Source organism: Rubritalea spongiae (assembly GCF_042652385.1).
GTDB lineage: Bacteria > Verrucomicrobiota > Verrucomicrobiia > Verrucomicrobiales > Akkermansiaceae > Rubritalea > Rubritalea spongiae.
In genome coordinates, this window is record NZ_JBHSJM010000001.1 from 1,549,985 (window position 1) to 1,568,918 (window position 18,934).

General features: G+C 49.3%; 15 protein-coding genes. 11 read left to right on the forward strand and 4 right to left on the reverse strand.

Features of this window, described 5'->3' with window-relative positions; genetic code table 11:
- Window positions 1-80 precede the first annotated feature (80 nt).
- The 3 genes from ACFPK9_RS07150 (at window position 81) to ACFPK9_RS07160 (ending at window position 6,113) form a co-directional block, all read left to right on the forward strand.
- On the forward strand, window positions 81-3,785 hold the full coding sequence (locus ACFPK9_RS07150; protein ID WP_377094152.1) for a CBM20 domain-containing protein: 3,705 nt from the start codon (window positions 81-83) through the stop codon (window positions 3,783-3,785).
- A 205-nt stretch (window positions 3,786-3,990) separates the two neighbouring features.
- Complete coding sequence (gene murI / locus ACFPK9_RS07155) at window positions 3,991-4,782, forward strand: glutamate racemase (protein ID WP_377096576.1); 792 nt, start codon at window positions 3,991-3,993, stop codon at window positions 4,780-4,782.
- 41 nt (window positions 4,783-4,823) lie between these two features.
- On the forward strand, window positions 4,824-6,113 hold the full coding sequence (locus ACFPK9_RS07160) for a DEAD/DEAH box helicase (RefSeq protein WP_377094153.1): 1,290 nt from the start codon (window positions 4,824-4,826) through the stop codon (window positions 6,111-6,113).
- Window positions 6,114-6,115: 2 nt separating this feature from the next.
- On the opposite strand, the gene ACFPK9_RS07165 is transcribed toward ACFPK9_RS07160, so the two are convergent.
- The gene (locus ACFPK9_RS07165) at window positions 6,116-6,709 is read right to left on the reverse strand and encodes an SOUL family heme-binding protein (protein WP_377094154.1); all 594 of its coding nucleotides are present in this window, start codon (window positions 6,707-6,709) and stop codon (window positions 6,116-6,118) included.
- A 104-nt stretch (window positions 6,710-6,813) separates the two neighbouring features.
- Between ACFPK9_RS07165 and ACFPK9_RS07170 the strand changes: the two genes are divergently transcribed.
- On the forward strand, window positions 6,814-7,290 hold the full coding sequence (locus tag ACFPK9_RS07170; RefSeq protein ID WP_377094155.1) for a hypothetical protein: 477 nt from the start codon (window positions 6,814-6,816) through the stop codon (window positions 7,288-7,290).
- Here the strand turns inward: ACFPK9_RS07170 and ACFPK9_RS07175 are convergent.
- The 3 genes from ACFPK9_RS07175 to ACFPK9_RS07185 form a co-directional block, all read right to left on the reverse strand.
- On the reverse strand, window positions 7,271-8,713 hold the full coding sequence (locus ACFPK9_RS07175) for a hypothetical protein (RefSeq protein WP_377094156.1): 1,443 nt from the start codon (window positions 8,711-8,713) through the stop codon (window positions 7,271-7,273). The two genes, ACFPK9_RS07170 and ACFPK9_RS07175, sit on opposite strands and share 20 nt — an antisense overlap.
- A gap of 74 nt (window positions 8,714-8,787) precedes the next feature.
- Window positions 8,788-9,495, reverse strand: a complete 708-nt coding sequence (locus ACFPK9_RS07180; protein ID WP_377094157.1) for a hypothetical protein — start codon at window positions 9,493-9,495, stop codon at window positions 8,788-8,790.
- Between the two features lie 95 nt (window positions 9,496-9,590).
- Window positions 9,591-10,613 (reverse strand): hypothetical protein, encoded by a 1,023-nt coding sequence (locus ACFPK9_RS07185; protein ID WP_377094158.1) that lies wholly within the window; start codon window positions 10,611-10,613, stop codon window positions 9,591-9,593.
- 94 nt (window positions 10,614-10,707) lie between these two features.
- Here ACFPK9_RS07185 and ACFPK9_RS07190 point away from each other — a divergent pair, with 94 nt between their 5' ends.
- The 7 genes from ACFPK9_RS07190 (at window position 10,708) to ACFPK9_RS07220 (ending at window position 18,780) form a co-directional block, all read left to right on the forward strand.
- Window positions 10,708-11,832 carry an MGDG synthase family glycosyltransferase gene (locus ACFPK9_RS07190; RefSeq protein WP_377094159.1) on the forward strand — a complete coding sequence of 375 codons (1,125 nt, stop codon included), beginning with the start codon at window positions 10,708-10,710 and terminating at the stop codon, window positions 11,830-11,832.
- Window positions 11,832-12,416, forward strand: a complete 585-nt coding sequence (locus ACFPK9_RS07195; RefSeq protein ID WP_377094160.1) for an HAD-IA family hydrolase — start codon at window positions 11,832-11,834, stop codon at window positions 12,414-12,416. Before ACFPK9_RS07190 ends, ACFPK9_RS07195 begins: the two co-directional genes overlap by 1 nt.
- Before the next feature lie 101 nt (window positions 12,417-12,517).
- Window positions 12,518-13,366 carry a hypothetical protein gene (locus tag ACFPK9_RS07200; protein WP_377094161.1) on the forward strand — a complete coding sequence of 283 codons (849 nt, stop codon included), beginning with the start codon at window positions 12,518-12,520 and terminating at the stop codon, window positions 13,364-13,366.
- Window positions 13,367-13,616: 250 nt separating this feature from the next.
- Window positions 13,617-14,450 (forward strand): PEP-CTERM sorting domain-containing protein, encoded by an 834-nt coding sequence (locus ACFPK9_RS07205; protein ID WP_377094162.1) that lies wholly within the window; start codon window positions 13,617-13,619, stop codon window positions 14,448-14,450.
- 242 nt (window positions 14,451-14,692) lie between these two features.
- The gene (locus ACFPK9_RS07210) at window positions 14,693-15,628 is read left to right on the forward strand and encodes a PEP-CTERM sorting domain-containing protein (protein ID WP_377094164.1); all 936 of its coding nucleotides are present in this window, start codon (window positions 14,693-14,695) and stop codon (window positions 15,626-15,628) included.
- 177 nt (window positions 15,629-15,805) lie between these two features.
- The gene (locus tag ACFPK9_RS07215) at window positions 15,806-17,311 is read left to right on the forward strand and encodes a sialate O-acetylesterase (protein WP_377094165.1); all 1,506 of its coding nucleotides are present in this window, start codon (window positions 15,806-15,808) and stop codon (window positions 17,309-17,311) included.
- A 20-nt stretch (window positions 17,312-17,331) separates the two neighbouring features.
- On the forward strand, window positions 17,332-18,780 hold the full coding sequence (locus tag ACFPK9_RS07220) for a sulfatase family protein (RefSeq protein ID WP_377094166.1): 1,449 nt from the start codon (window positions 17,332-17,334) through the stop codon (window positions 18,778-18,780).
- Window positions 18,781-18,934: the final 154 nt, after the last annotated feature.

An 18,934-nucleotide genomic window follows, 5' to 3' on the forward strand; every position in this document is an offset into this window, starting at 1 on the left:
TAACAGACACTGCTAGAATATGTTAGAAATGACACTTTAAAGCTTGCCTCAACAAATCGATCATTCTACTCATGCTATTCATGAATAAAAACCACTCACGTTTTATTTTTTTATCAGCTCTAGCAACAACCGTAAATCTAGCCCACGGGGCAATCACATCTCAAACACTCACATTCTCCGATTTGAGTGTTGATGATGGTGTGGCAAATACACTGAATGTGGATGGCAGTGCGGCGAATATCCAAGTAGTCAGAGATAATCTAAGCCACAGTGGTGATTTCAGCTATAAAGTGACTTATGAAACTGACCTTGATGGTGATAACTCTATGGATACAGTCGAGTTCACCATCAATGTGGCAGCGGTGAGTGACTCGATAGCCGACCACGGCCTCACTGATGTCACCAGCACTAATTCTGCAACAGCTAGCATTGGATCAGTAGACGCCAGTGTTGGGGTTAACTCCTCTTTTTCAGTTAATGGAGGGCTCGCTGATGGCAGTACATTAATTTTCACACTGAGTGGGTTCTCCTCCAGTGTAGGCAAGCTACAATTTGATGGATTCCATGGCTTCAGATATCTAGAGGGTGGCGGCCATGGCCATGGATTTGTCATCGGAACAGGTAATGGTTTATTAGGTAGAACTTGGAACAACAATGGGAACGAGACTCTGAGTTCAGCCTCACAGATTCTTTATGTGACAGGAGATCAAAAGAATGGAACGACACACCAGCCGGTCTCTTGGGGAGTCGAGAATGTGGACTTTTCATTTACCATTTCTGATAGAGACGACACAGCGGACACATTTTATGTGAAGCCCGATGGCAATGATAGTAACGATGGAAAGAGCGTAGCCAACGCCTTTGCCTCTATCCAACATGCAGCGAATCAAATGGGACAAGGAGATACCTGCTACATCCTAGGAGGTACGTATCGTGAGACTGTTGACATCTCGAATTTGAGTGGAACAGCGAATGCACCTGTCACCTTTAAGAATTATCAAGGCCAAGCCGTCTATATCGACGGTACGGACGAAATCACAGGGAATTGGAACCGCGAGAGAGCTAGCTGGATTGAGGGTGATGTTGCTGGCGAGTTTTTTAATGGAACCCCACTGAGCAATATATCCGGTTTAGGAAATGTATACCGGACGACATTACCGCAAAGTTTTGGGCCTATCAACCAGCTCTTTGTTGGCGATAAGATCATGACTTTAGCACGCTTTCCGAACGCACCAGCCTTTTCAGATACTGTTTGGAATGGCAGTCAGTCACTCCGCTATAAATTGTGGGGAGGCAGGATTGAGGAAGGACAAATTGAAGATAGAACCCACGCGGTCGATGACCCAAATACAGGTGCCAGCGACGATGTAGCCAGTGCGGGGGTTTCCTTCAAAGATTGTGTAGGGGTGATGACCTTTTGTCAGCCTTATGCTCAGTTGATTACGGTTCATGAGCCCGGCGACTCTCAGCTAGAATACACACGCTCGTTGAGGTGGAGCGATGTCAAAAGAACGTATTTCATGGAAGGCGGTGTGGGCTATGCCGAACGAGTCATGTTAGACTCTGAAGCAGAGTGGGCCTATGACGAAAACAACAGAGTAGTCGCGCTATGGGCTCCTGGCGGTGGAGATCCGGATGCCTTAAATGAAAGCATCTACGCCAAGACGCGTGCTTTTGGGTTTACTGGAAACCCATACACCAAGTACATTACCATTGATGGTATCAATTTCTTTGCCACTGCATTCTATTTTAAATCCTCGGATCATATCACGATTCAGAATTGTGAGTTAAGCTATTACTCAGCTTCAGAACGGGCATCTGGAGGAACCGATCAGAGCCAGACTGCTGACTTTGTTGGGCGAAAGGTGGATTTCTGTGAGAACATTACCGTCTACAATTGTGTCTTTGAGTATTCGGATGATACAGGGCTACGAGGTAACTACGTCGATACTCTGTTACTAGATAATAACCTATTCTATAAGACGGCATATGCTCTGGTTGCAGGCACTGATGAATATGGTGAAAGACGAGCAGCCCACACTGTTGATACAGATAACGTGAAAAACTTCACCTATCGCCGCAACACGATGAGCTATTCTGGAGCTGGTCAGGGAGTCCGTGCTAGAAAATATATGGATCCTGATCCGAACGCCCCTGTCCAACCGATTATCTGCGAATATAATTTCCACACAGAATGCAGCCTTTTAGCGATCGATGGAGCCTCACTCTATATCCCAGGAGAGCATGTCAATGAGTCCGTAACTCGCTTCAACTGGTTCATCGAAAATGCCCAGCGATGCTTTAGATGGGATGGAGCTAACCCAGTAGGAAATGTCACCACACTACAGGGAAACCTGTACCGTAATGTTGCTACATCAACGAAGAAACGTGGGGGCTTAGCAAGCTTTCGCTTGAAGGGTGACGAACATGAAATTTATCACAACCTCACCATCAATAATAATTCCAAACTCGATGTTGCTCAAGATAAGGGAGGCAATGCGAATTCGCTTTCCTACAACAATGCTGGAGATTTGGTCACAACCTATGTGGACCCCAATGACACCGATTATTTTGATAGTGGAACTTGGGCAGGAGCGCGTGCCGATGGTGACTTTGGCCTTCCTGGCTATGACCTTGATAGCGCAAACACCTCTATTAACTTCATTGGACAAATAGAGCCAAGAACGATGGATGACCTATTGCGTGATCCTGATAACTGGGATTTCCGACCAAAGGCAGATGCCTACGAATTGATTGATCAAGGCGTGGAAATCACAGATTGTACTGTTGATGGCCAATTGGTCAATGTGACTGCTGGCTACTACGGTATGGCTCCAGATTTGGGTGCCTACGAATACAATCCTAATTTAAAGTTCCACTGGATTCCTGGCCGCCAAGAAGCGTATGCCACGATGCCAATCCCTAGAAACGGAGGTGCAGGCGTCCCCCTCAACACAAACCTCATGTATTTGAACGGACTAAAGGCAGTCGAAAGCAAAATTTACATCGGAGAAAGTTCTGACAACCTCACCCTTTTGGCTGAAAGAGGACGTGGCCGCGTCCAGAGAAACATCATAAACGTAGGCGGCTATGGATTAAAACCTAGCTCCACTTATTATTGGTGCGTAGATTCAATACTAGACGATGGCACCGTGATTGCCGGCGATATTTGGTCGTTTACTACCAGCCCTAAAGATCTGCTCCCTATGGAGAGCAAAACAATCCAAGGAGGTGAATGGGAAGAAAAGAGGCATTACGTTACATACAATAATAATAGTACTAGCCAAAATAATCGTGGGATTCTCTATTCAACAGACTCTTATCAATCAAACGGAGGGTTTAAGCTAACTCTAGTGTACAAGACCAGCCGCATCGACACTGTCTACGGCCATAACTTTTCCTTTGGCCTCATCAGTACCGACACTGACCTTACTACCTATTCTGGAACTAATCCATTCAAGTCAACCACCAGTGTGTATAGCCTTGGCGCGAATGTTGCGGGAGATGACAGCTTCAGAGGACTAAACTTCACCGATGGCTCAACATGCACCAATTTGGATCAATCTGGAACCCATAGCGAGTTCATCACTGATGCATTCACACCAGTGACGATCGAAATTCGTCCAGGCGGTTTGTGGACATACTCCATCAATGGAACTGTAGAAGCAAGTGGAGTCATTAATGGAGGGTTTGATCTGAGTAAGAGTTACCGTATCGCCATTTACGGACAAGACGACCACGGTGGAGGGAAAGAAATTCAGAAAATTTCATTAGAAAACCTATAACCATAGAGCGGCCAAAGCCTCGGTCCCTCCCCCCAACATCCTGAAGGGATCTACTGAGCCAGCCCAAGATTGAGTCCATGACGACACCTTGGGTCCTAGATTCGTGTAAACATCACAACGCTGTAGCCGTGCCTCACCAAACAGAAACTCAATCCGCCACGTCTCCCTTCTCGACTTTTCCCTCCATTCATAGAATGCTGTGCTCGTGGACAACTTGGATACATCCGTGGGCATTCTCGACTCAGGCGTCGGCGGGCTTTCTGTGCTGTTAGAGATCAGAAAAAAACTCACCCACATCCCCATTCACTACATTGGGGATTCCGCTTGGTGCCCCTATGGCAATAAATCTGCGGAGCAAATCCAAGCGCGTTGCTTCGCCATCACCGAGCAACTCATCGAAATGGGCGCACGCACCATCGTCGTCGCCTGTAATTCCGCCACCATCCACGCAGTCGAGGCCCTGCGGGCCCGATACCCTCTCCCCTTCATCGGCATGGAACCCGCAGTCAAACCTGCAAGTAAGCTCACCCAGTCAGGCACTATCGGCGTCCTCGCCACCGAGGCATCCATCGCGGGAGAAAAATTCCACAAACTTCTCCAAACCCACATTTCCCCCAACGGTCTCAAAGTCATTACCCAGCACTGCCCCGACTTTGTCACCTTGGTCGAGCGCGGAGTTCTCAACGGGCCAGAAGTCGAAGATGCCGTCAAACGCTACGCCCAGCCCACGGTCGAAGCCGGCGCTGACACCCTCGTTCTCGGCTGCACCCACTACCCATTTCTCAGGGCAAGCATCCAGCAAGTCGTCGGGCCCAATGTCAAACTTATCGACACTGGTGAAGCCGTCGCGCGCCAAACTGCCAGCATCATTCCCCTCGACCGAGGTCACGGTGAAATTTCTATCCACACCACCGGAAACCTTGCTTGCCTACAACACCTTTTTCCGATTCTCTGCCCCTCCCTCACTGCTGAACTAGCAAAAATCACCATCGAGTAGCGACTCTACTCACTTCACACTTTCCACTTCACACATTTCCCATGTCTTTCAAACAACTCCACGAACGTATCCAGAAAGCAGTAAGCGATGCTGGCTACTCAAAAGAAACTCCGATCCAAGAACGTGCCATCCCGCGCGTACTCAAGGGTGCTGACGTCATCGGCATTGCCCAAACTGGCACAGGAAAAACCGCCGCTTTCACCCTCCCAATCCTATCTCAACTCACCGAGCTCACCGAGGCTAAAGAAGAGCGTTGCACGCGCATCCTCATCATCGCCCCCACCCGTGAACTCGTCTCCCAGATCCACGAGAACGTCAAAACCTACGCCAAATACACCAACCTCCGCACCGCAGCTATCCACGGCGGCGTCCCAGACAAAGGCCAAATCGATAAACTCCGCTCCGGCGTCGACATCATTATCGCCACACCTGGCCGATTGTTAGACCTCGTCGAACAAGGCCACGGCCGCTTCCATGGACTCAAAGCACTCGTCCTCGACGAAGCCGACCGCATGCTCGACATGGGCTTCATCCCCGATATCCGAACCATCTGTAAAAAGATGCCAAAATCCCGCCAGACCCTCCTCTTCTCGGCGACCATGAATGGCCAGATCGAAGCACTCACTAAAGAATTCCTCAACTCCCCTACGCTCGTCGAAGTCGACCGCCGCGCCAACCCAGCCGAGACCATCACTCAGTCCATCTACGAAGTTTTTGAACACCAAAAGTTCGAGCTGCTAGAGCATTTGTTAGAAAGCTCACACAACTTCTACGCCGTCATCGTCTTCGCCCGCACCCGCGATGGTGCCGAAGAGCTCGTCAAGGCACTCAAATTCTCTAACATCTCAGCCGAAGCCATCCACGGCGACAAGAAACAAGGCCAGCGCCGCCGCGCCCTCAAAGAATTTAAAGAAGGGAAAATCCGCGTACTCGTCGCCACCGACGTCGCCGCCCGTGGCATCGATATCGACGGCGTCACCCACGTCATCAACTACGATTTCCCAGAACACAGTGAGGACTACATCCACCGCATTGGCCGCACTGGACGCGCCGAATCTGAGGGTGAAGCCATTACTTTCGTCACTCCGAGAAATTTCCCAGCACTCAAAAAATTAGAAAAGCTCATCCGCGTCACTCTACCACGGAAAAAAGCAGAAGGCTTCAAGTACGACAGCGTACCTGAGAAAGAAGAACCACGCCGTAAAGGCCCCAAAAAAGACGACAAGAAGCCCTCACACTTCGACACCCCGTCAAAATTCTCTCATAAAAACAAACCGCAATCCGGTCCTCGCAGGAAACCGAGCAAGAAAAATACAAGAAAGCGCCGTTAGGTCTATTCAACTTTTTCAACTCGAATCCACACCTCATTAGTACGGAACATCTGTGGAATCCACGGCGGGTCATAAAAAGCGAAACTTGCTTCACCTATCGCTTGTAGCTTTTGCTTACCAATCCAGACGCGTAACTCCTCGAGTGCTTCTTTTCGACTCTTATCTGAATTAGAGTTTTTAAATGCTTTTACCGCAAACTTTCCCCCTTCGATTTTGCTAAGTGAGATCGAAGGGTCATTAGGTTTTGGAATTCCTCCCTCCACAACATTTTTTGGTACCACAAAGCTCATACTCGGTTTTAAAGTTGACTCTCGCTCGGTCACTTTAGCACCATCAATCAACACGGGAGAAGTCATTGCTATTTTTTGTCCCTTCTCATTTTTTTTGCCAATGTATCCGGCTAGCTTACGGAATGCCTGATTCCTCTGACTTTCTTCCTCCATTGTGGCAGTGACAATGTGTAACTCTGAATATTGACGCAGCTCGAACTTGCCATCTTTTTTAAGTAACTTGAAATCTGGCTTTTCAATAGCGTGAACCATTCCATGGGATAGGAGGCTTATAGTAAGCACAGTCAACAATAGAAGTATTTTCATGATATATCATACTAACACTGATAGTACTTTAGTAAATGAGTCTGTTGAGCTTCCAAATAGTTGACCGTAGCTCCCCTTTACCCTTATTTATTGAAAAATACATCATGAGCGACAGCAAACACGACCTCATCCAATCCGTTTTAAAAAGCCTCCAGCACGATCTTGATGTGCTGCGCAAAGCCGCGCTCGAAACTCACAGAAGCTCAACCTCAGAGGAAAGTAAAGCGGAAGGAAAATACGACACCCGTGGTCTCGAAGCTTCCTATCTCGCCGAAGCTCAAGCAGAGCAAGTCGTCCAGCTCGAAGAAAGCATCGCCAAGTTCACGAAAATCAACACCGATGAACTCAATGGCGATGAACCCATCGCCTCAGGTTCCATGATCATTGTCAGCACCGATGAGAACGATCTCGCCTACCTCATGCTCCCCGCAGGCGGCGGCATGCAGCTCTCTTCACAAGGTTTAGACTTCACCGTCATCACGCCTGACTCCCCGGTCGGCTCAGCACTTATTGGCAGGAATGTAGGAGAACAGGTGGAACTCCCGCAGCACGGCTCAGTCTTTATCTCTGACTTGTGGTAAGATCCTCCACGCGTTCATTTTTTATAAATGTTCGGAGACCCTGTACTACCTCCCAAAGCGGTTGCCACTCACTCACATTCGCCACTCGCATCATCGGATTGAGCAGCGATCCATCGACCTCGACATCCATATAATAAACGTCGTTGGTCTCTAAGGGACGCATCAGTCCACCTCGCACACCTTGTACCATCTGCGCACCTCCTTGAAGCTTATTAATCCAAGCGGTCTTCTCGCCTGATGCCACCACCCGGCAAACCCCAAATCCATAGCCATTCATGGTCGCCACACCGTTACTCATCACTGAGACTTCCTCCCCTAACAGCTCTAGCCGAGGCACCTGCATCACTCCACGCTGAAGGATCGATTGGAATTGAAAACTATCAAAACGATAATGCCCCCCACGGTGACCTTCTGCGACCTCCACGTTTTTTGCCCTAACATCTGCTAGTGCCTGCCAGCTCAATGGATGACCTAGATCTCCCACCATCCGCATTCTCCCAAACACAGACTCTACCGCCATGCCTACAGTCAAATTTAAATGAGTCATTAGCTCCATCGCCGATTGCTCTGGCACCTCAAGATCTATCTGAAATAACAAACCGCTCCTTCCACCTTTCACCAACAACAACTCTGGCTTTAAATCCAACCCAAAAAAACTCACATCCGTCTGCTTCACACTCAACGCATGATTCTCCTTACTCACCAAAAACTCTCCACGATCAACAATTCGTCTTCCTGCGACAACAATTTCACCCCAGCTCACTTCCCCGGTCAGCAACTTTCCCCCTATCGGTATCTCGGCCTGAAAGTTTTCCAAACTCGTCACCTCCTCTCCCCCTTTACTTAAGCGAAATGATCCATCCACCACCCTTACCCAAGCTTCCCTCTCATCCTCAACAGCAACAGCCTCGGGCACCACTAAATCGCCAGATGGCTTCACCTCGATCTTTTTATCCGTAGGCACTGGCTCAACACTAGACTTTGTTGGGCTCATTCCATTGGTACCATGACTCGCCAAGACCTCTACTTCAGCTTGCTCAGATTGAGCCTGCTCTTCCATTGCCACCTCAGGCGGTTTCGGAAGCTCCACATTTTGCGACTGCACATGGAGAATCGCGATTAAATCTTTCTCCGTTAGATCAATCGATGGTCTAACAATTTCTAACTCCTTGATTTCAATCTCGCGATCTAACAAAGGGCCAAAGCGCAAATCTGCACTCACTTTTTCGACATGTAGTCCCCCTTCATACACCAAACTTTCGATATCATACACACAGATCGTACCATTTGGCAGCACATGGAGCGTACCTATCAGCCATTCCATCCCAGTCTTACGCTCTAACACCGCTGCTACCTTATTCCGAGACCAAGTGCTATTCAGCGCTATATTCAGCAACAAATAGAGCCCCACAATCGGTACCACTACCCAAAAAAACAGGCGGCGCCAAAGACGTCGCCTATCCAGAAAATATGGAAATAACTTTCCCAATGAAGTTTCTATTTTTTAGCAGCAAAGCGAATCACCAAGCTTTGATCAAACATCGGACGCCCCTTTGCAGTCACTTCCTGCAGACGGTACACAAGAATGCTGTACTTACCGTCTTCACTAGTTCCTAGCGCGAGATTTTCCTTCATTTTCGTCAGACTATTCTCAGACTGATAACGCCATTCCTTACCGGTCCACGCTCCTAACAAACTACGTTTAGGCGCATTGATATCAACAATGCTTTCAAGCGTTCCATTCGGCGACTTAAAAGTATTTGTCTCCGGGTCATAGCTGAGCAATGACAGTGGAGTGGCATTCCCTGAACCATTCAGCTTCCATTTTCCATCTCCCGTTTCAGTCACCATCAACGCCGTTTGTGAGATCCGCTTTGCCTCACGTGCATCCCAAAGTTTCACAAAGCCATCGTATTCCTCTTGGCTCATTCCAAGCTTCTCATCGTACTCAGGGATGGGGCTCCCACCTGGAGTTTTTTTTGAATGCTCGTTAAACCACTCTGGGTCTTTCTGCGCCGCTTCACTAAGCTTTTGCACAAATTTTTCAAACTCCTGAGGTGGCACCACCATATAAATCTCAGCTTTGACAGGCTCATCAGCATCAAAATGCTTAGCCAGCACCTCAGGTAATTCACCAGCGTGCACGCCACTGATTGTACAAACTAAAGCTGCCACTGCAGTCATCCACCATTGCTTCATTTTCATAACGATCCATTCAAGTCGAACTACACATTAGCTCTCTGAACTAGCTCACGCTATTCTTGCAAACAAGCAAACACAAGAGTCAATCTCGCCAGACCTCAGCGCAACCAGCCAGCTTGCACCAGATCCTCTATCGCTACACACATATCCGATTGACTATTCTCTGGAAATCGCAACTGCAAAATCGCATGCACCTTTTTTGCTGAATGAATATTCCTACGCCCACCAGCAGTCACCATATACAACATCTTAGCATCTAACTTACTGCCAACTTCACTATACGCCCACAAATAATCGTCACGCCCTGGAATTGTCACCTTAAAGCATCGGTACTTCGTATAATCGGCAAATTCATAACCGTGAAAACCTGATAATTGAGCCACTTGTAAAAATACCCGGAATGTATGTGGCTGAGTACTGCGCACCGCAATAAACCTCTCCCAATCGCTAGGCTGATGCACTACATCTGCCTCCCAATCGACCAATGACTCACCTGCATCACTGGTTTCTAATATCAAGTAAGGCGCTTGCCCTGCTTTTGCTTCACGAGTTCGAACTCGCCACAGTACTTGATCTTTCCCCATCATCGGCTCTTCAAGGTAATCTTCTGATAAGGTTTCTGCCTGCAAGGGATGCTCACGATAGTACTCTTCCATCAATGGCTTCACTCGCTCTGCATCGCGAACATACTGCGCCTTTTCATCGACACTCGACGCGCTGAGATAACGTTCGACCGCTTCCTTCCTCGAAGCCGACTTTTCTTCATAACTCAACTCAACCACCACCTCTTCACTCTTCATTCCCGCCGACTCCTCCGACTGAGGATTCTTAGACAAAAAGAATCCCCATAACATACAACCTACAAAAAAAAAGGAGAACGCACAGACTGAAATAATCAACCACTTCCTTCCTTCTGATTTTTCAATCTCTACTCCGTCCCAATCCGTCTCCACATCCTCTACGTACTGAGGACCATCACCGAAAAATTGCGTATTCACACTCGGCGCTACTTGACTGAGTTCCTCTAACTTCTCCGCATCATCAATAGAAGTGCTCACTACTGGACGCTTCTTCGGCTCCAGTCTATGGACTACTTTCTTGAACGGATCTTGCTCGGACATCGCGCAAAACCTACTCCAGCCAACTTCTTATGGCTAGTGAAATTCTGTCATCTAACCAACTGAGAACAACGTAGACGCCATCCATAAACCTGCTATGAACAAGCGCGTGAACGAACACAGGCCACCACGAATTATCATCACCACCGCCGGATTTGGCGAAGGTCATAATAGTGCAGCCAGTCACCTCGCCCTTGCTCTTGAAAAAAATGCCGAGGTCGAAATAGTCGACCCCTGCGCCAACGGAGCTCCTTGGGTCAACGAACAACTACGTAATTTCTACCGCTTCGTCACCACCCACGCCCCCAAAACTTGGGCGAAAATCTATAATTCTACCGACTCCCGAGACTTCTCTCGCGAACGACTCCCCCTCATGCGTAAGCCTGAGAACTCGCTCCACGAAACGCTTCTCAGTTACGAGCCGGATGCGATTATCAGCACCTACCCTCTCTACCCTTACTTCATCGAGCGTTCCTTCAATCGCGGAGCCAATCGCGTCCCAGTATTCACCGCCGTCACCGACTCCATCGAGATCAACTCCTCCTGGCGAAAAGCTCCATCAGATTACTGGTTAGTCACCGATGCACTCACCCACGACAAACTCGCAGCTCAAGGAATTCCTCCAAAAAAAATAATCACCACAGGCTTCGCCGTACACCCACGCTTCCAGCAACTCAGCACCATCGCTGCAGACGACCCCGTCAAACCCTTCCGCGTTCTCTACTTCCCAACGGCAAAAAAACCCATCGTCCGCCGCTTCATGCGCGCCATCCTCAAGGTCCCCAACACCGAGGTTACCGTCGTCTTAGGAAAAAATGTCAGAACCCTCTACGACCGAGCTCGCGAAGTTCAGTTAGAATACCCAAACCGCGTGGAGCTTAAAGGCTGGACCCGTCGGGTCCCTGAGCTTCTCTGCGAACACCACCTCATCGTCGGAAAAGCCGGCGGCGCCACTGTCCACGAAGCCATTGCCGCCAAAACCCCCATGCTCATCCACCACCTCGTCCCCGGCCAAGAAGAGGGCAACCTCGCATTACTCCACCACCTTAATGCTGGCAAACTCACCGAGTCCCCCAAACATCTTCGCAAAGCCATCGAATCAATGACCGAGAACGATGCCGCTGGCTGGCGTGCCATGAAACAAAGCCTCATCGACACCTCACTCCCGTGCGGAGCCACAGCAGCCGCCGATTTCATCCTCAATTGCCTTCAAACACATTAATGAAAACCTATCTCTTCGACATAGGAAACGTTCTCCTCGCTTTCGACTTCACCCCAGCACTGAACTCTCTGTTAGGATCGAAAGCCGACCCAACGGCACTCCAACAAATCATCACCCGCAAAGACCAATTCGAAGCAGGAAAAGTCGAAATCACCGACTATATCCAATGGGCATCCGAGCTTCTCGACTTCCACGGCTCCGAAGAAGACTTTAAACACGCATGGTGCCACATCTTCACCCCCATCGATGCAACTTGGGCATTAGCCAAAGAGCTCAAAGCACAAGGCAACCGCCTCATTCTCTACTCGAACACCAATGCCATTCATGCGCCATTTTGTCTAGAGAGCTACGCCATCTTCGAACACTTCGAACACGCCGTCTTCTCCTACGAGATCGGTGCCATCAAACCCGAAGACGACTTCTTCCTCAAATCCTTTGAGCAATTCAACATCGTCCCCACAGACACCTTTTATATCGATGACCTCCCCGCCAACATCGCGGCGGGTAAAAAACACGGACTCCACACCCACCTCTACTCCGCTGACAAGCACCAAGACCTGCTAGACTGGATCGCTCAGCACTAAGTTCTCAGTCCCACGACAAGAGCCTCAAAGATGCTTCATCTAAGATTTGTGTGGCCTCAGCCCACCCCCTCGTGTTTTAATGCACTATTCATCAAACACCCATGCACACATTATCGAGAATTGCAGCGCTGAGCGTACTCTCCATCTCCTTAGCCCACTCAGACACCCTCTACCACGATACCTTTGATAACGATGGCCTCGAGGCAAACACCCGAACTGGCGGGGGATTGCTTTTGCGAAAAATAGCAGGCCGTACATGGCTAGACAATGGTCACTTATCCTTCACCACACGCAATAGCCACTACCGAACCCGTGCCATCGTCTACACGGAAAATACCTGGCAGTCGTCCACTGGCTTTCGCGTCGACCTCACTTACCGCATTCTCGCCGTCAAAGGAGCCATCGCAGGAAGCACTCTTTCTTGGGGCCTCATCAGCACTGAGACAGATTTATCCAAGTATGGCACGGGCGGCACAAAAGAATCCGCCACAGGCTACAACCCATTTGGCGCGGACGACCCAGAATCATCGGCAATCTACGGGATCGGCATCAATGCTCTCCAAAGCCCAGGCCAAAACCGTGGACTCAATTTCATCAATGGCAGCCATGTAATTCCCTTGCACAATTCTGGACAAAACGCGCAGTTGCCCAGCGAAACCAGCAGTGACCTAGTGACAGTCTCCTTCTCGATTCTGAGCGATGGAACTGGCGGTGCCCAGTGGGCATATTCCATCAACAACACCGAAGAAGCCAACGGCCGCCTCCCAAACTTCGACTTCTCAAAGGATTTCCGCTTCGCCATCTACAGCCAAGATGACAACCGCCACATCCTAGTAGATTCCGTCAAAGTAACCACAGCGGACGTCTCCACAAGCAATGCCACATCCCACCATGCGGCATTAATCAGCTTCGGCTCCACCTCAGTGAACCTCACAAGCTCCAGCAAATAAAGCCCTCCGCATGAGAGCCCCCGCAGCCGTAAAGAAAAATAGATTTGCGCCCCCTCATTCCCTTCTCCACTGCTCCAGCGAAGTTAAAACACCTAGCCCACCCTCATCCGCACGTTACTCACACACAAGACATTAATCTATTTACGAATATTTTGTGACGATTAACGAAAAACACCACAAACCCCTTGACCGTCAGCACAAAAACCCGCTTATTGAATAAGTCTCAGGAATATTGACACACACAACAACTATGAAAAGCACACTCCCCGTACTCGCAGCAGTAGCAACAACAGCACTCACTTCAACTTACGCCCAAGCAACTATCGTCTTTCAAGACACCTTTGATAATGATGGACTAGCGGTCAATGCAGGCATTGGCGGCGGAATGGGAAGCCGAGGCGCTACTAAATCATGGGGCGATAACGGAAATCTCAATTTTAACAACGGCGGCAACAGCCACTACCAGTCTCGCGCAGTAGGCTACACTCTTAATTCTTGGCAATCTGATGGAGGCTTCATCGTAGATGTTACATACAACTGGTCTGGAAGCGTAGGCTTAGCCAACTTGATGGCCTTTGGCCTAGTCAGTGATGAGACCGACTTCTCTACGTATGGTAATACTGCTGTGAACGCTTCAGCTACAGGATTCAACCCTTTTGGATTCAACGAGCCTGCAGCTGCATCACTTGTCTATAGTATTGGGGTCAACCTTAATACGCAACAAGGAGTTAACACTGGTCTCAACTTCGTGAACTCAGATGGCACCACCCCTAGCGTAGCGCAAGCCTTAGATTCAACGACCAATTTCCCAAAGAATGGTTCAGATGTAGATGTATCCTTCAGCGTCTTAGCTGACGGCCTCGGTGGCGCCAACTGGTCATACTCAATCAATGGGTCACAGGAAGCGACTGGAAATATCGCAGTATTTGATTTCTCTAAGAACTATCAATTTGCTGCTTACGGACAGGACAATGAAGCGGCAAGGTCTATCAGCTCAGTAACTGTCACAGCCGTCCCAGAGCCATCAGCAACCGCTCTTCTCGGTCTCGGTGGTCTCGCCCTTATCATGCGCCGTCGTAAGTAATAAGCTTACATCGCATCCTTTCACCAAAGCCTTTCAATCCTTCCTAGGTATTGAAAGGCTTTTTTGTTCCCAACCGGTCCACGCTAATCACACCTCCTCTCGAATCGGCAGAACAATAAAAGATCATTTATGGAATAATAAATCCATGTCTCTCAAAATGTAAAAATATTGACAGGACGCACTCCCCCCTTCTTATTCAAGGAGTCTTAGAAATACACAAACAACTATAAATAATACACAACATGAAAAAATCACTCCCCGCTCTTAGCGCCTGCCTTCTAATGATGACAGGAGTAAACGCAGCCACATTCACTTGGGATGGAGGCGGAACCGACACCCGCCTGATCACTGCTGACAACTGGGACTCTGCCCCAAGTTTCAACAACGAGGCAGACCTCATTCTTACAAACGCTAAGGCGGTAGGCAGCACCTACGGAAACATGACTGTGCGCAGTCTCACTTTTGATAACACGGCCACCGCTAACCAGAGCTTTTCAGTATGGCGAAGCGCAACCCGTGCGCGCGCCTTCAATTTTGCGTCCAGCACAGGCACAGCAGCTCTCACATCTAACACGAATGCGAATGTCGCTATTAATGGAGGTATCCATACCAACGGCACACAAAACGCCGTCAACTTAGTGAACGACCTCCATATCACCAATAATGGTACGGGCACACTTTCACTAAACGCACGAATCGCTGGAGCAGGAAACATTTCCATCTTGGGCGGTGACGTTGTCTTCGGCAGTGCACAAAACAATTACACGGGAAACACCTTTCTTGACGCAGGGTCCCTCTCACTTAGCTCAGGATCCGGACTCAGTTTCTCCATCGGAGCAAACGGCATTAACAATGGAATTTCCGGTGCTGGCGGCCTACTCTCGTTGGGAGGCACATTCAATCTCGACCTCACTGGCGCCTCCACCACCCTTGGTGATTCATGGATCCTCGTAGATGCAACAAATCTCACGGAGACATACGAAAACACATTTTCTCTCTCCAGTACATTAGGTAGCTTCACTGAAAATTCCGGCGTCTGGAGCATTTCCGAAAATGGAATTGGATACGAATTCTCAGAGACAACAGGATTACTGACAGCTGTAGCCATCCCAGAGCCATCCAGCACCGCTCTTATTGGCCTCGGAAGTCTCACTCTCATCCTTCGTCGCAGACGCTAGCATCTCGCTATGGCGGACCAGTCAGCCGTCACCGCAAATAAACGCGACGAAATCCAAAAATTTATACATTAATGCCCATCAGGCTCTCTCGGGAGTTAGATGGGCATTCTTTTTCTGGGAATGATGATAGAAACTCACTTTGTAAACCGTTAAACCTCCATTCTCACTTCACACCCTATGAAACTCATTTCTCTAGCGATTTCGATAAGCCTCTTGACCATTTCAGCAATGGCAGAACTCAAACTCGCCTCTCCATTCACTGACAATGCCGTCCTCCAGCGAGACATTCCTGTTCCCATCTGGGGCACAACAGATGCTGGCAGCTCCGTCACCATTGAATTTGCAGGGCAGACAAAATTAACCAAAGCCGATGCACAAGGCAAATGGTCAGTCAAACTTGGCCCGCTAGAAGCCAACGCCCAAGCACAAACTCTTAAAGTCTCTGATTCAAAAAACCACCTGACGATCACCAACATCCTCGTCGGCGAAGTCTGGATCTGCTCGGGCCAATCGAACATGCAGATGGGCCACACCCCTGACGTCCGCCCACTCGCACGCAAGGCCACCAATATCCGCAGTTTCGAAGTCAAAAAAACCGTCGCCTTCACCGAACAAGACCAACTCGAAGGGCAATGGTCCACTGAAGCGCCCAGCAGTGCCGTCGCACTCTCGTTTGCCTATCATCTCCAACAGCAAGCAAAAGCCCCCATCGGCATCGTCCTCACCTGTTGGGGAAGTTCGTCACTGGAAGCCTGGATGCCGCGCGACATGATCGATACCGTCCCTCATTTCAAGACCATGATCGAGGAATTTGATGCCAACACCGAAGCGCAGCAGCAAATCACCGAAATCCTCAAAAAAGCCCCTTGGACAAAAAGAGATGATGTCTTTCTTCGCCGTCAGACCAACCTCCTCTACAACGCCATGCTCCACCCACTCGCGCCCTACGCCTGCCGTGGCCTCGTTTGGTACCAAGGAGAACGCAACACCCAATCGATGTTCGGCATGGTAAAAGAGCCATGGTTTTCGCGCAATTCAGGTATGCTCAAATACGGAGACACTCTAAATGCGTGGATACAACGAATCCGCAAAGAATGGCACAATGACTCCATGCATTTCCTCATCGCGATGCTGCCAGGCTACGACGCCCCATGGATCTCTGGACCGAAACTTGGAATGGAGCACCCTGAGACACATTCTTGGGCATGGATGCGAGAATCGCAGCTTAAAGCACACGAGCTCCCCCACACTTCAGTGTCCAATAACATTGACCTCGGTGACGCCAAAAACATCCACCCAAAAGACAAACTCCCAGTCGGCCAGCGCCTCGCACTGCTCGCAGCCCGCGACACACTTAACAAAAAAATCACAGCCCAAGGCCCAACACTCAAAAATGTAGAACCAAAAGGAGACCACATCCTCGTACACTTCGATAACGCAGAGGGTCTTAAAACCAGCGACGCGCAGAGCCCTACCGGCTTCTGGATCGCCGATAATTCACAAAAATGGGTCCAGGCCGAAGCAAGCATCGATGGCACAACCATTAAGCTACGTTCATCTACACTAGAAAAACCTCTCTATGTGCGCTATGCCTTCGCTGGCAAACCATCAGTGAACTTAGTCAATGCAGAGGGCTTACCCGCCTACCCATTCCGCACGGACCATTTTCAGCCCAGTAAATAAATCCTTTTACCACACACTCTATGCAATCACCACTTCTCTCCAAACTCATTCGCCTATTTGGCGCTCTGACTCTCGCTAGCGTTTATTCCGCCCAGGCTGCAGCCGAAAAGCCAAACTTTGTCTTCATCATTGCCGACGACATGTCCTACGAAACCCTCGGTGCAGCAGGAATGCTAGATATAGACACCCCGCACCTCGACAGCATGGTAGAAGCTGGCACCAGCTTCACTCACGCTTACAACATGGGAGCCTGGGGAGGAGCCGTCTGTGCAGCTAGCCGCACTATGCTCAACAATGGCCGCTTTCTCTGGCAAGCTCAAGAAAGTACTAAGCCAGCCATAGAAAATAAGCAAATGTGGGGACAACGCATGCAGCAAGCCGGCTACCAAACCTACTTTGCAGGTAAATGGCATGTCCCACATGCTACTCCCGTCTCACTTTTCAATGTCACCAAAAACATCCGCCAAGGCATGCCAAAGCAAACGCCTGCAGGATACAATCGCCCAAAAAGCCCAGAAGATTACGCCGAAGGCTGGAAACCATGGGAAACCAAATATGGTGGATTCTGGGAGGGTGGCAAACACTGGAGTGAAGTCCTAGCTGACGACAGCTCCGAGTTTCTAACAACCGCAGCCAAAGAAGATAAACCCTTCTTCATGTATCTCGCATTCAATGCCCCACACGATCCTCGCCAAGCACCTAAGGAATACATCGATCGTTACCCGCTCGATCGCATCAAACTCCCAAAAAACGTCCTCGGCCAGTACCCTTACGCCGATAAAATCTGTGGTCTCACCTTGCGTGATGAAAAGCTCATGCCCTATCCACGCACAGAGTACGCCATCAAAGTCCATCGCCAAGAATACTTCGCCCTCATCACCCACATGGACGACCAAATCGGTCGCATCCTTGAAGCTGTAAAATCATCTGGTAAAGCCGACAACACCTACATCGTCTTCACAGCCGATCACGGTCTTGCCGTTGGCCACCACGGACTCAGCGGCAAACAAAACATGTATGACCACAGCGTACGCGTTCCTTTCCTTGTAGTAGGACCAGGCGTCAAAGCTGGTGCGCAGATCGACACACCCATCTATCTCCAAGACGTCACAGCTACCTCCATCGATCTCGCTGGTGCTCCAGATGAATCCATTGACTTCAAAAGCCTCATGCCCCTCCTACGTGGTGAAACAACTCAACACTACGACTCAATCTACGGCGCTTACATGAACCGTCAGCGCATGATCACTAAAGGAGACTGGAAACTCATCTCCTACCCGACCGCAGGAGTCGAACGACTCTTCAACCTCAAAAAAGATCCCAACGAAATGGACGATCTCGCCCAAAACCCAGAATACGCAAGTAAGCTCGAAGAAATGCGTACCGCCCTCACCACCCTTTCCACTGAACTTAACGACCCACTCACTCAAGAAAGCTCCCCTAAAAGGGTTAAAAAAAGAAAAAAGTAACAGATCAGCCCCCTCCTCCACCGAATTAATCGCAAATCATTCAAAATAAAAACAATACACCTCTAACACCAAACAACTGTTTGCCTTTTCCCCTTCACAAGTTAGCGCCTATCTACCAACATATACTAAATGGGCATCGCTCATGTTAAAAAAC

What these genes read in the sequence shown, in the direction of transcription:
- ACFPK9_RS07200 (WP_377094161.1), top strand. Translation starts at nt 12,518, where the DNA reads ATGCACACATTATCGAGAATTGCAGCGCTGAGCGTACTCTCCATCTCC.
- ACFPK9_RS07170 (WP_377094155.1), top strand. Translation starts at nt 6,814, where the DNA reads ATGAGCGACAGCAAACACGACCTCATCCAATCCGTTTTAAAAAGCCTC.
- ACFPK9_RS07210 (WP_377094164.1), top strand. Translation starts at nt 14,693, where the DNA reads ATGAAAAAATCACTCCCCGCTCTTAGCGCCTGCCTTCTAATGATGACA.
- ACFPK9_RS07160 (WP_377094153.1), top strand. Translation starts at nt 4,824, where the DNA reads ATGTCTTTCAAACAACTCCACGAACGTATCCAGAAAGCAGTAAGCGAT.
- ACFPK9_RS07165 (WP_377094154.1), bottom strand. Translation starts at nt 6,709, where the DNA reads ATGAAAATACTTCTATTGTTGACTGTGCTTACTATAAGCCTCCTATCC.
- ACFPK9_RS07195 (WP_377094160.1), top strand. Translation starts at nt 11,832, where the DNA reads ATGAAAACCTATCTCTTCGACATAGGAAACGTTCTCCTCGCTTTCGAC.
- ACFPK9_RS07190 (WP_377094159.1), top strand. Translation starts at nt 10,708, where the DNA reads ATGAACAAGCGCGTGAACGAACACAGGCCACCACGAATTATCATCACC.
- ACFPK9_RS07180 (WP_377094157.1), bottom strand. Translation starts at nt 9,495, where the DNA reads ATGAAAATGAAGCAATGGTGGATGACTGCAGTGGCAGCTTTAGTTTGT.
- ACFPK9_RS07150 (WP_377094152.1), top strand. Translation starts at nt 81, where the DNA reads ATGAATAAAAACCACTCACGTTTTATTTTTTTATCAGCTCTAGCAACA.
- ACFPK9_RS07205 (WP_377094162.1), top strand. Translation starts at nt 13,617, where the DNA reads ATGAAAAGCACACTCCCCGTACTCGCAGCAGTAGCAACAACAGCACTC.
- ACFPK9_RS07220 (WP_377094166.1), top strand. Translation starts at nt 17,332, where the DNA reads ATGCAATCACCACTTCTCTCCAAACTCATTCGCCTATTTGGCGCTCTG.
- ACFPK9_RS07215 (WP_377094165.1), top strand. Translation starts at nt 15,806, where the DNA reads ATGAAACTCATTTCTCTAGCGATTTCGATAAGCCTCTTGACCATTTCA.
- ACFPK9_RS07185 (WP_377094158.1), bottom strand. Translation starts at nt 10,613, where the DNA reads ATGTCCGAGCAAGATCCGTTCAAGAAAGTAGTCCATAGACTGGAGCCG.